At 69.8% G+C, this 11500-nt stretch carries 14 protein-coding genes and 1 pseudogene; 2 read left to right on the top strand and 13 right to left on the bottom strand.

Annotated features, from left to right (window positions below; translation table 11 throughout):
- Window positions 1–126 precede the first annotated feature (126 nt).
- Complete coding sequence (locus ACQP10_RS08475) at window positions 127–738, top strand: hypothetical protein (protein ID WP_433541150.1); 612 nt, start codon at window positions 127–129, stop codon at window positions 736–738.
- Here ACQP10_RS08475 and ACQP10_RS08470 read toward each other — a convergent pair.
- The 12 genes and pseudogenes from ACQP10_RS08470 to rpsP all read right to left on the bottom strand — a co-directional run bounded on the left by ACQP10_RS08470 (window position 735) and on the right by rpsP (window position 9045).
- Window positions 735–2216 (bottom strand): recombinase family protein, encoded by a 1482-nt coding sequence (locus ACQP10_RS08470; RefSeq protein ID WP_433541149.1) that lies wholly within the window; start codon window positions 2214–2216, stop codon window positions 735–737. The genes ACQP10_RS08475 and ACQP10_RS08470 overlap by 4 nt on opposite strands.
- A 27-nt stretch (window positions 2217–2243) precedes the next feature.
- Window positions 2244–2495 (bottom strand): annotated as a pseudogene (locus tag ACQP10_RS08465) (magnesium chelatase domain-containing protein); the annotation flags it as partial.
- A 48-nt stretch (window positions 2496–2543) separates the two neighbouring features.
- Window positions 2544–2897: a YraN family protein gene (locus ACQP10_RS08460; RefSeq protein ID WP_346020872.1), complete on the bottom strand. Its 354-nt coding sequence runs from the start codon at window positions 2895–2897 to the stop codon at window positions 2544–2546.
- 331 nt (window positions 2898–3228) lie between these two features.
- Window positions 3229–3552, bottom strand: a complete 324-nt coding sequence (locus ACQP10_RS08455; RefSeq protein WP_179819085.1) for a DUF2469 domain-containing protein — start codon at window positions 3550–3552, stop codon at window positions 3229–3231.
- A 39-nt stretch (window positions 3553–3591) separates the two neighbouring features.
- A complete protein-coding gene (locus ACQP10_RS08450; RefSeq protein ID WP_346020873.1) occupies window positions 3592–4278 on the bottom strand; it encodes a ribonuclease HII in 687 nt (228 codons plus the stop codon).
- 64 nt (window positions 4279–4342) lie between these two features.
- Window positions 4343–5053 carry a signal peptidase I gene (lepB, locus tag ACQP10_RS08445; RefSeq protein ID WP_386149234.1) on the bottom strand — a complete coding sequence of 237 codons (711 nt, stop codon included), beginning with the start codon at window positions 5051–5053 and terminating at the stop codon, window positions 4343–4345.
- Between the two features lie 134 nt (window positions 5054–5187).
- A complete protein-coding gene (gene lepB, locus ACQP10_RS08440) occupies window positions 5188–6060 on the bottom strand; it encodes a signal peptidase I (RefSeq protein WP_346020875.1) in 873 nt (290 codons plus the stop codon).
- 157 nt (window positions 6061–6217) lie between these two features.
- On the bottom strand, window positions 6218–6571 hold the full coding sequence (gene rplS, locus ACQP10_RS08435; protein ID WP_179819088.1) for a 50S ribosomal protein L19: 354 nt from the start codon (window positions 6569–6571) through the stop codon (window positions 6218–6220).
- Between the two features lie 345 nt (window positions 6572–6916).
- A complete protein-coding gene (gene trmD / locus ACQP10_RS08430; protein ID WP_346020876.1) occupies window positions 6917–7684 on the bottom strand; it encodes a tRNA (guanosine(37)-N1)-methyltransferase TrmD in 768 nt (255 codons plus the stop codon).
- A 13-nt stretch (window positions 7685–7697) separates the two neighbouring features.
- The gene (gene rimM / locus ACQP10_RS08425; protein ID WP_179819090.1) at window positions 7698–8213 is read right to left on the bottom strand and encodes a ribosome maturation factor RimM; all 516 of its coding nucleotides are present in this window, start codon (window positions 8211–8213) and stop codon (window positions 7698–7700) included.
- A 120-nt stretch (window positions 8214–8333) separates the two neighbouring features.
- On the bottom strand, window positions 8334–8576 hold the full coding sequence (locus ACQP10_RS08420; protein WP_179819091.1) for an RNA-binding protein: 243 nt from the start codon (window positions 8574–8576) through the stop codon (window positions 8334–8336).
- A 1-nt stretch (window position 8577) separates the two neighbouring features.
- A complete protein-coding gene (gene rpsP / locus ACQP10_RS08415; RefSeq protein ID WP_179819092.1) occupies window positions 8578–9045 on the bottom strand; it encodes a 30S ribosomal protein S16 in 468 nt (155 codons plus the stop codon).
- A gap of 267 nt (window positions 9046–9312) precedes the next feature.
- Between rpsP and ACQP10_RS08410 the strand changes: the two genes are divergently transcribed.
- Window positions 9313–9651 carry a hypothetical protein gene (locus ACQP10_RS08410; RefSeq protein ID WP_346020877.1) on the top strand — a complete coding sequence of 113 codons (339 nt, stop codon included), beginning with the start codon at window positions 9313–9315 and terminating at the stop codon, window positions 9649–9651.
- A gap of 226 nt (window positions 9652–9877) precedes the next feature.
- On the opposite strand, the gene ffh is transcribed toward ACQP10_RS08410, so the two are convergent.
- Complete coding sequence (gene ffh, locus ACQP10_RS08405) at window positions 9878–11434, bottom strand: signal recognition particle protein (RefSeq protein WP_399499828.1); 1557 nt, start codon at window positions 11432–11434, stop codon at window positions 9878–9880.
- Between the last annotated feature and the right edge of the window lie 66 nt (window positions 11435–11500).

The following is an 11500-nucleotide window of genomic DNA, read 5'->3' as shown; positions in this document are numbered from 1 at the left end:
CGATCGAAGCGGACCACCTAAGCACCTACGTGGACCACTTATGCATTGAGAGTAACGGGAGGTAGAGCGAAGTGCAAAGAGGTGGGCCACCTATGCATTCACGTGAGCAAGTGACACAATGGCGCCATGTTGAAATGGCAGTCTTGGGAGATCAACTTCTGGCCCGGCGGCTGGGTGCGCGCGACGGACGAGACAGGGATAACAGTCGTCCTGCATTACCTGCCGGCGGGCGAGGGCGAGAATCTCAACCCGCGCCTCCACACGACTCTCATGACCTCTGCGCAGCCGATTACGGCGCGGAGGTGGCGGGACTTCCCTCTCGCCGATATAGAACAGTTCCTCACGGTGATGCGACTCAGCACGCCTGAGCACTTCGCCGAGTTCATGGACCCATCGGAGCAAGCGCCCCTGCAGCTAGAGGACATGGCTTGCTTCTTCGAGGAGGTTCCCTCGCTGAAGTTTGGCGGAGCGCTGCCCACCATGAAGCTCATCGACGATGAGGTGGATCCCCACACGCCCTGGGAGAAGGTGGAGCGTCCCGAAGGGGGGCGGATCACTGACGAGTTCCTGGAGAACCTCGCCGTGGTGTACCGGCGCTTGGTAGCGCGCGGCGAGGACGCTCCAGCAGTGAAGATCGGGAAGGATGCAAATGTGCCCCCGACGACGGTCCACCGCTGGATCGCCAGGGCGCGTCAGCGCGGTTTCCTTCCGCCGGCCATCAAGGGCAAAGCCGGTTAGATCAAGCCGGTAATCCGTACGGCGTCGGGGTTGAAGTACCCCCAGACCTTGCCGTACTCCGGTGTCCAGCCCGCCGGGCGCCCCTTGCTGGCGGGCAGCACAACAACCCGCATCAGCTCGGCGACGACGGCTCGCCGCTGGTCGAGGTCGAGCCCTTCCCATACGTGAGCCGGATCGCCCTCCCGGAACGGCGTGAGCGCGGTAACCCGAGCTTCCGCGGCGTCGAGCTGGTCGAGCTCGGCGCGGCGGGCGGCAATCCTTTGGTTGGCGGTCACGAGTTGCGCCCGGGTCATCTCCCCTGCGGCATACATCTCCCCCGCCTCTTGCTCCCGCAGCCGGAGCGCCTCCCGCTCGATGACCCGGGCCCGAGCCGTGTCGTCAGCCTGTCGGCCCATGGCGAGCTCTGCGGCGTCAGGCCGGGAGAGACGCTCGATCACGTGCATGGTCACGTACCGGTCGAGGTGCTCGGCGCTGCGTACGACGTGCTTTTGCCCTTCGTACTTCTGGCAGATGTAGGCGGGGATGGTGGTTCGGCTGGCCGTTCGCCCTGCTCCAGCGGTGCCCACAACTAGGGTGGAGAGCTCTCCATTTGCCTCACAAACGCCGCACTCGTAGAGCCCGGACCCCATCCACCGCCGGGCACCTCCGGGCGACGTACGGCGCTCTGGGGCCGAGACAAGAGCAACCACGGTGCGCCACGTTGGTTCGTCGAGGATCGCCGGCCAGTTCGCTTTGCCGACCTCCTCTCGGCGATGCTCCATGATCCCGGCGTTGCGAGGACGAGCGAGAACCTGTCGAACGCTCCTACCAGTCCAGCTCTTGCCGGTCGAGGTGGGCACGCCGCGTGCGTTGAGGTTCCGAGCGATGCCGTTGAGGCTCCATCCGTCTAGGAGTCGATCTGCCATGTCCCTCAGCTCGACCGCCTCGGCAGGTCGTACGGTCACCCCGTCGTCCTCGTAGCCGAACGGGCGCCGGCCTCCCAGCCAACGGCCGTCCCTTGCCGCTTCGGCCTTCATGGACTCGATTCGCTCGATCATGTGGTCAACCTCATAGGCAGCGTCTACAACGTCGTTCCGGAAGCGTTTGCGGCCGGTGGGCGTGGTCAAGTCATAGGAGCCGGAGCGGGCGGTCTCTACAGGATGGTTGCCGGAGGCGCACACGGTCACGAACGTCTCGGATTCGCTGGGGTTGCGGTGCAGTCGGTCGGCGTGCCAAGCCAGGACCCCGAGGGGTGTCGGCCTGTTATCGGCGCGGAGCATGTCGAGCATGGCACGGTAGTCATCGCGGCGGGTCGGCCCGGCGCCAACCTTGGCGAACGCGGTCCGGTCGGTGTCGGTGAACTCGGCGACGATGCGCCCGCCGATGCGCTCGCAGAGGAGTTGGCAGTCGCGGCGCTGGCGGGCGACTCCTGCTCGACCCTTGGACTTGCGGTAATACGCGACGTAGTCGCGGACGGCGGGGGGCAGAGGAGAATCCATAAGCTAAGTGTGCCATAGATTGACTTTCGCGAGATCGAACAGGCTCCCGCGCTTGGGCAGGCTGGCGGGGAACAGGCTGACGGTGATCCGCGTGTCGGGCCAGGGATGCCGGCTGTTGACCACGGCGGAGCGGACGCGGTCGCGCGCCTCGCTCAGCGCGGTGTCCAGCATGCCGATCAGGTGCAGCCCCGCCACACCGGCTCCGACGTCGGCCTCGACGTCGACGGGATGACCGCTCACCCCGATCAGGGCGACGCAGCGGGTGCGCGCGACGGCCACTCACACCACCCCCCGGTGGCGGACGGCGCGCGACGGCGTGGCGCGCATCTAGCACACCCCCCGCTCGTACCGGATGGCGAAATCCCCGGCGAACCGCTCCAGGGCCACGACGTCGACGCGGATCGTCTCGAACCGCCGGTGCCGGGCCCCCAGCCATCTGACCGCCAGCAGGCGCAGACGGGCCAGCTTGGCCTCGGTCACCGCCTCGAAGGCGGTGCCGTGGCTCTGGCCGGAGCGGGTCTTCACCTCCACCACGACGAGCGTCCGCCCCTCCCGGGCGACCACGTCGATCTCCCCGTCCGGGCACCGCCAGTTGCGATCCAGGATCTGCATGCCCTGAGCCAGCAGATAGTCGACGGCGACCTGCTCGCCGTACCGGCCCAGCTCGTGTTTCGCGGCCATGGAACCACCTCCGGTCCCAGACCTTCGCCCAAACCGGCCCCGCCCCGGAGAGCCGAACGCGGTTCTGTGGACAGACGGCGAACGCCGAGTACGCCTGTGGACGAGCCCCAGAGCCGAAGGCGCGTCCACGGGACGGACCACGGACCCGGATCACGACCGCGGGACGGACGCCGGCCGGGACGCCCACGGACCGGATGGCACACCGCCCACGGGTGGACGGCACACCGCCCGCGGACCGGACGGCGGAGCACCGGGAAGCAACCGGAAACCAGCCGATGATCACCGGGAAGCGGCCGGAAACCGGCCGGGGATCAGCCGGGACGGCCGGGGGTCAGCCGGAGAAACCCTCCTTGGGCATCTCCAGGTCCGCCTTGGCGAGCTCCTCGACGTTGACGTCCTTGAAGGTGACCACGCGGACGTTCTTGACGAACCTCGCAGGGCGGTACATGTCCCACACCCAGGCGTCCTGCATCTTCACGTCGAAGAACACGTCGCCGTTCTCGGCGGTGCGGACGTCCAGGTCGACGGAGTTGGTGAGATAGAAGCGCCGTTCGGTCTCGACGACGTACGTGAACAGCCCGACGACGTCGCGGTACTCGCGGTAAAGCTGCAGCTCCATCTCGGCCTCGTATTTCTCGAGATCCTCTGCGCTCATACCGGTCCTCCTGTTAAAGGCCTTGCCCGGCCCGCCCGATCAGGCGACACCGGCCCCCATTTCATTCTCACCCATCACCGGCCCCGGCCCCGCCCTCGCCACCGTGGCGAAGGAGAACCGGTGCTCCGGGCACGGACCGTGCCTCTCCAGCGCCCTGCGATGGCTCACGGTCCCATACCCCTTGTGCGCGGCGAAACCGTAATCCGGGTGACGTTCGTGCAGAGCGATCATCATCCTGTCACGCGTCACCTTCGCCACGATCGAGGCCGCCGCGACGCAGGCCGCCACCTGGTCGCCCTTCCACACGGCCAGGGACGGCGCGGGCAGGCCGGGTACGGCGAAGCCGTCGACGAGCACGTAACCGGGAGCGCACGGCAGCCGCGCGACGGCGCGGCGCATGCCGTCGATGTTGGAGCGGTGAAGGCCGCGCGCGTCGATCTCGGCCGGCGGGATCGCCACCACGCTGAGCGCCTTCGCGGTCGCCGTGATGCGCTCGTAGAGGGACTCCCGGCGGGCGGCGGTCAGCAGCTTGGAGTCGCCCAGGCCATCGATCCGGCGGCCGAGCACCACGGCGGCGACCACCAGAGGCCCCGCGCAGGCGCCCCGGCCCGCCTCGTCGGCCCCTGCCACCGGCCCCAGCCCGCGGCGCGTCAGGGCCCGCTCGTAGCCGTACAGCCCCGAGTCGCGCCGGACCACGCAGGGCGTGGGACGGAACGTGCCCGTCACGGCACCGCGGCAGACATAGCGACCATGGGCAGAGGTTACGCCCTGTGCGGCCCGTTCGGTACCGCTATCGCGTGTTGGTGAAGGTCCGGGCGAGGGTGTCGGGGGTCGACAGCACGGTGGCCCTGGAGAACGGCCAGTAGATCGCGAAGGCCCGGCCGATGACCTGGTCCTCGGAGATCGTGCCCTCACCCTCCTGCTTCTCGTGGGCGCGGGAGTCGGCCGAGGCGGAGCGGTGGTCGCCCATCACCCACAGACGCCCCTTCGGCACGACCTTCTCGAACTTGTCCCCCGAGGGGAAGTCGTCGGGGTGCAGGTAGGGCTTCTCGTCGAGCGGGACGCCGTTGACGGTGATCCGCCCCTGGGCGTCGCAGCACCTGACGGTGTCCCCGCCGACCGCGATGACCCGCTTGATCGTGTACTCGTCCCGCCAGCCGGTGAAGACGACGACGTCGCCGCGCTCGGTCTCGCCGTGCAGCTTGTTGACGACCACCCTGTCACCGCGCTGCAGGGTGTTCTCCATCGACTCCGACGGGATCTCGAAGGACGCGATGACGAACATGTGCAGCAGCAGCGCCACCACCACGCCGGACACGGCCAGGAGGACCGACTCGCGCAGGCCGCCGCCCTTGCCGGAGGACTTCTTCGCGCCCTTCGCGCCGCCCCCGGCCGCACCGTCCCCGGCCGCGCCCTTCACGACCGGGCCGTCCCCGGCCGTGTCTTCCCCGGGTGCGCCTTCGCCGGGCTCCGCCGCTTTACTGTCAGGTTCCACAATCATGAGGGTAAGCCCACCGGCGCCCGGCGCGGCGCGGCTTCCCGGCCCGGAAAGGCCGTCGCCGCCGGACCGCCGGTGTCCGGGCCCCGTACGGCCTCCGTACGGTCCCCTCGCCCGGAAAGGCCATCAGCCCCGGGTCAGCCCCGGGAGCGCCTGCGCCGGCGCCAGAGCACCAGCGGCGTGGCCAGCGCGAATCCGCCCAGGAACGGGGCGGCCCCGACGGCCGCCGCGGCGGCGGGCTGGAGGCCCTTCTGGCCGAAGGTGTCCGGAATAGAGATGATCTTCGCCCTGGAGAACGGCCAGACGATGACGAACGCGCGGCCGATCACCTTGTCCACCGGGATCGTCCCGCCGCCGGGGTCGCCCATGTGGGAACGGGAGTCGAGGGAGACCGAGCGGTGGTCGCCCATCACCCACAGCCGCCCCTCGGGAACCTTGATCTTGAAGGGCTCCCGCGAGGGCACGTCACCGGGGTAGAGGTAGGACGTCTCGTCCAGCGGGACGCCGTTGACCGTCACCCGGCCCTTGACGTCGCAGCACTCGACCGTGTCGCCGCCGACGCCGATGACGCGCTTGATGTAGTCCTTCTCGTTCGGCACCATGCCGAACACGCCGCCGACCCAGTGGAAGAACCCGGAGACGGGGTTGGACGGCTCGGGGATCTCGACCTCGCCGTCCCAGGAGTCGACGCCCGAGAACACCACCACGTCGCCCCGCTCGATGTCGCGGATCCGGTAGACCGGCTTGTTCACCAGGACGCGGTCGTTGACCAGGAGGGTGTTCTCCATCGACTCCGAGGGGATGTAGAACGCCTGGACCACGAAGGTCTTGATCACCAGTGCGAGGACCAGCGCGACGACGACCAGGATGGGCAACTCCTTCCAAAAGGAGCCCTTCTTCTTACCCTCGTCACCCTTGGCGGTCTTCTGAGTGTCTTCGGCGACCACGTGCACCTCGTCCTCGACAGGTCGACGCGAGGCTGCGCCGGACTCCCGGTCTTCGCTACTCATCGGTGATGAGCCTAAATGATGGAGGGGACCGGACGTTCGCCAGTCCGGTTACCTCATGCCATGCGTTTCCTCAAAGGCGGTCAAGCCTGTACGGACGCGAACGGCCCGCCTCCCCGGGAGGGGACGCGGGCCGGATACGCCGGGACGCGGAAAGGCGTCAGCGGCTCTCGCGCTTCTCGCGGATGCGGGCGGCCTTGCCGCGCAGGTCGCGCATGTAGTACAGCTTGGCGCGACGAACGTCACCGCGGGTCACCACGGTGATCTTCTCGATGACGGGGCTGTGCACCGGGAAGGTGCGCTCGACGCCGACGCCGTAGCTGACCTTGCGGACGGTGAAGGTCTCGCGGGCGCCACCGCCCTGGCGGCGCAGGACGAAGCCCTTGAAGACCTGGACACGGGAGCGGTTGCCCTCGATCACGCGGACGTGAACCTCGAGCGTGTCACCGGGGCGGAAGGCCGGGACGTCGGAACGGAGCGTGGACTTCTCAAGCTCGCTGATCAGCGTGTGCATGACAGTGGTACCTCATCTGAGCGAGCACGCGGAGGTTCACCCGGCCACGGTGAGGCGGCGTCGCGGTGGACACGCGTACTGGAATGGATGCGTCTGTGCCCGCCTCCGCGCCTGTTTCCGCGGAGCCGGACCCGTCTGCCCGACTGCGCGCCGGCCTGCAGGCAGTCGGCGGCAACGCTTCAGTCTGCCATATCCCGGCGACCGACCGGAAATCAACCACCCTGACCACGCGGAACGGACCGACCGAGCGGACCGGGCGGAGCCGACCACGGGAGCCGGCACGCGGAACCGCCCGCCGCGCGGGCGGACCACACGGACCACGCCCGGGGAACCGGCCGAGCCCCCTCAGGGCAGCAGGCCGAGCTCCGTCAGGAGCCGCCGGTCGTGCTTGTCGAGGGTCGCCGGGTCGAGCGCCGCCAGCAGTTCGGCCCGGTTCCGCGCGGTACGGCGCAGCGCCTCGTCCCGCCGCCACCGGGCGATCTTCCCGTGGTGCCCGGAGAGCAGGATCTCCGGGACCTCGTGCCCCCGCCACTCCGGCGGCTTGGTGTAGACGGGACCTTCGAGGAGGTTCTCCATCTCCCCGGGCGCGAAGGAGTCGTCCACGGCCGAGCGCGCGTTGCCCAGCACGCCGGGCAGCAGCCGGCCGACGGCCTCGACCATCACCAGCACCGCCGCCTCGCCGCCGGCCAGCACGTAGTCGCCGATGCTGACCTCGTCCACGCGCAGGCGGGAGCCGTACTCGGCCATGACGCGGGAGTCGATGCCCTCGTAGCGGGCCGGGGTGAACAGCAGCCAGGGCTCGGCGGCGTACTCCATCGCCAGGCGCTGGGTGAACGGCACCCCACTGGGGGTCGGCACGATGATCCTGGGCCGCGCGTCCTGGTCGGCGGCGAGGACGGTGTCGATGGCCTCCCCCCATGGCTCGGGCTTCATGACCATGCCGGGGCCGCCGCCGTACGGCGTGTCGTCGACGGTGCGGTGCACGTCGTGGGCCCAGTCGCGGAGCTGGTGGAGGTGGACGTCGAGGATGCCGCGCTCGCGCGCCTTGCCGATGAGGGAGACGTCGAGCGGGGCGAAGTACTCGGGGAAGATCGAGATGATGTCGATGCGCATGTTCGGATGGCCGTCAGACGGCCGCGTCGGGGTCGAGCAGGCCCTCGGGGGCGTCCACGACCAGGAAGCCCTCGTCCAGGTCGACCACCGGGACGAGCGCCTTGACGAACGGGACGTAGACCTCGCCGAAGTCGCGCCGCACCACCAGGAGGTCCTGGCCGTGGTGCAGCACGTCGGTCACCTCGCCGACCCGCTCCCGGTCGGGGGTGACCACCGCGAGGCCGATGAGCTGGTGGTCGTAGAACTCGTCGGGGTCCTCGGGCGGCGGGATCTCCTCCGAGTCGATGACGAGCATGGTGCCGCGGAGCTCCTCGGCCCGGTCGCGGTCGGCCACGCCCAGGAACTTCACCAGCAGGATCCCCGAATGCCGGCGCCGGGACTCCACGACGAGCGGACCGGCGGACGCCGGGTCGGTGGAAAGAGCGGATCCCGGGGCGAAACGGCTCTCCGGGTCGTCGGTGCGCACCTCCACGGACACCTCGCCGCGGAGCCCGTGCGGGCGGCCGATCCGGCCTACGACAAGCTGCACGCCCGCCTCCCAAGTGGTTCCAAGTGGTTGATGACAAGCGAACGGGCCACCCACGCTGGGCGGGTGGCCCGTTCGCTCGATGTGCCTTCGCCGCGAGGGCCCGCTCGGCGGGAGCGGACCCTAACGGGCCTCGTTGAGGTCGAGGAGGTCGACCCGGACGTACTTGCCGTCGCCCAGCGCGTTCATGACCGTGCGCAGCGCCTTGGCCGTGCGGCCACCGCGACCGATGACCTTGCCGAGGTCGTCGGGGTGGACCCGGACCTCAAGCACACGGCCGCTGCGGATGCGGCGGGCGTGAACCTGGACGTCGTCGGAATGTTCGACGATGCCCTTCACCAGGTGCTCGAGGGCCTCCTCAAGCACCTCAGGCCTCGCCTTCCGGCTTCTCCGCCGCAGCCGCCGGCTCAGCCGGGGTCTCAGCGACGGCCTCGTCGGCCTTGGCGGCCTTGGCGGCCTTCTTCTTCGGCGTGGTGGCGGCTGCGGCGTCGAGCGACAGCGCCTCCTTGGCCGCGGCCTCGTAGGCGGCGTGGCGGTCGGCCTTGGGCTCGGCGACCTTGAGCGGAGCCGGAGCCGGCTCGCCCTTGAACTTCTGCCAGTCGCCGGTGAGCTTGAGGAGCTTCAGCACCGGCTCGGTCGGCTGCGCGCCGACACCCAGCCAGTAGGCCGCCCGCTCGGCATCGATCTCGATGCGCGAGGGGTTCTCCTTCGGGTGGTACAGGCCGATCTCCTCGATCGCACGGCCGTCACGCTTGGTGCGGCTGTCGGCGACGACGATGCGGTACTGCGGGTTGCGGATCATGCCGAGCCGCTTGAGCTTGATCTTGACTGCCACTGCTGTGGTCTCTCCTGCTTCGAAAGCGTGGGTGAGCGGCATCTCATCGAGTGGGGCACGAGGAGAAGACCGTTCAAGGGACAGTCGTGCCGCGCGGGGGTGAGAGGGCACCCACGGGGTCACGTGTTCCAACATGCCATTGTGCCAGACCCGCGGGGGTGCCCGGTTCCAAAGGGCCATCCCGTGCGGCGAGCCCGGGGCAAGAGTCGGTAATCCGCGTGTGTCCGCCGTGCCGGGCGGGGCCCGCTGCTGCGCTAAATGGCCGCCGTGGCAACCACCCTGAGATCTCTGACGCTCACCGCCATCGGGTCGATCGCGGTGCTGGGCGCCGTGCTCACGATGCGGGCCGCCTCCTCCCCGGGCGAGACGTCCCCCGCCGGAGGGGGCCGGGGGGATCACACGGTCGCCCGGGCGGCGGCCCCCGGCGCCCGGGAGGAGGGTGGCCGCGCCGCCGTGGGCTTCCACGCCGGCGGGGACTGCCCCACCCCGGCTCCGGGCACCGCCCCGGTACGGCCCGCCGCGCCGGCCGACGACGTGCCGGCGGCGCTGTGGGCGCTGCTGACGCTGGCGGTCACGCCGTACGGTTGCCCGCCCGCCGGTTCCTGAGCGCGGGAACCACCGTACGGCCGCCCGCCGGATCCCGGGCGCGGGCGCCGGGGCGGGACGGAAAAGGGGCGGCGGGTCTCCCCCGCCGCCCCCTTCTCACCGGTGGCCCGCTATCTGGGGCCGAGGCCGAGGAGTTCCAGCGTCGCCATCGCGATGAAGCCGAGTATGACGACCACCCAGATCCACCGGGCGCGCCCGTGGAAGCCGCCGCCGTTCCGGCCTTCGCTCACTTCTGGCCCGGGAACTTGAACTTGGAGGGGTCGAAGCCCGGCGGCAGCTCCAGGCCGGGCGGGAGCTGGCCGGGGAGCTGACCGGCGCCCAGGTTGCCGAGGGCGCCGCCGGGAACCTTGTCGTCGGCCCCGTCGTGGGCCTTCTTGCCGAGGGCCGCCTTGCGCGGGTCACCGCTGACCCGGCGCCCCTTGCCCGCCTTCTTCTGCGCGGCCTTGCCCTTGCGCCCGCCGGGCATGCCGGGGATGCCCATCCCGCCGGCCATCCGCTTCATCATCTTCTGGGCGTCGAAGAAGCGGGTGACCAGGCCGCTGACCTCGGTCACCGTCACGCCGGAGCCCCTGGCGATGCGGGCCCGCCGGGAGCCGTCGATCATCTTCGGATTCTGGCGCTCGGCCGGGGTCATCGAGCGGATGATCGCGGCGACGCGGTCGAGGTCGCGCTCGTCGAACTGGTTGAGCTGGTCGCGCATCTGCCCCATGCCGGGCATCATGCCGAGGAGGTTCTTGATGGGGCCCATCTTGCGGACCATCATCATCTGCTCGAGGAAGTCCTCCAGCGTGAAGCCCTCTCCCGAGGTGAGCTTGCCCGCCATCTTGACGGCCTCGGCCTCGTCGAAGGTCTTCTGGGCCTGCTCGATGAGGGTGAGGATGTCACCCATGTCGAGGATGCGGGAGGCCATCCGGTCCGGGTGGAAGGCGTCGAAGTCTTCCAGCTTCTCACCGGTGGAGGCGAACATGATCGGCTTGCCGGTGATGTGGCGGACCGACAGGGCGGCGCCGCCCCGGGCGTCGCCGTCGAGCTTGGTGAGCACGACGCCGTCGAAGCCGACGCCCTCCATGAACGCCTGGGCCGTGGAGACGGCGTCCTGGCCGATCATGGCGTCCACGACGAACAGGACCTCGTCGGGCGAGACCGCGTCGCGGATGTCGGCGGCCTGCTTCATCAGCTCCTGGTCGATGCCCAGGCGGCCGGCGGTGTCGATGATGACGATGTCGTGCTGCTGCCGCCTGGCGTGGTCGATCGACTGGCGGGCCACCGCGATCGGGTCGCCGACGCCGTTGCCGGGCTCGGGGGCGTAGACCGCCACGCCGGCGCGCTCGGCCATGACGGCGAGCTGCTGGACCGCGTTGGGACGCTGGAGGTCGGCGGCGACCAGCAGCGGCACGTGGTTCTGGTCGCGCAGCCAGCGGGCCAGCTTGCCGGCCAGGGTGGTCTTTCCGGCGCCCTGCAGGCCCGCGAGCATGATGACGGTCGGCGGGTTCTTGGCGTAGCGGAGACGCCGCGTCTCACCGCCGAGGACCTCGATCAGCTCGTCGTTGACGATCTTGACGACCTGCTGGGCCGGGTTGAGGGCCTGCGAGACCTCGGCGCCGCGGGCGCGCTCCTTGACCTGGGCCACGAACGTCTTGACGACGGGCAGGGCGACGTCGGCCTCGAGCAGCGCGATACGGATCTCGCGGCACGTGGCGTCGATGTCGGCCTCGGACAGCCGACCCTTGGAACGAAGGGAGGAGAAGACCGATGTGAGCCGGTCGGAAAGCGTCTCGAACACGTGTTTGGCCAGCCTCTGCGCTACGGGTCTGCGACTCGACCTCCCAGCCTATCCGCTGGGAGGCAC

Origin of the sequence: Streptosporangium sandarakinum, from assembly GCF_050942225.1 — a bacterium.
In the GTDB taxonomy this organism is placed as follows: Bacteria; Actinomycetota; Actinomycetes; order Streptosporangiales; family Streptosporangiaceae; genus Streptosporangium; species Streptosporangium nondiastaticum.
Note: the sequence above shows the minus strand (reverse complement) of the source record. Positions and strands in the feature narration are given on the sequence as shown.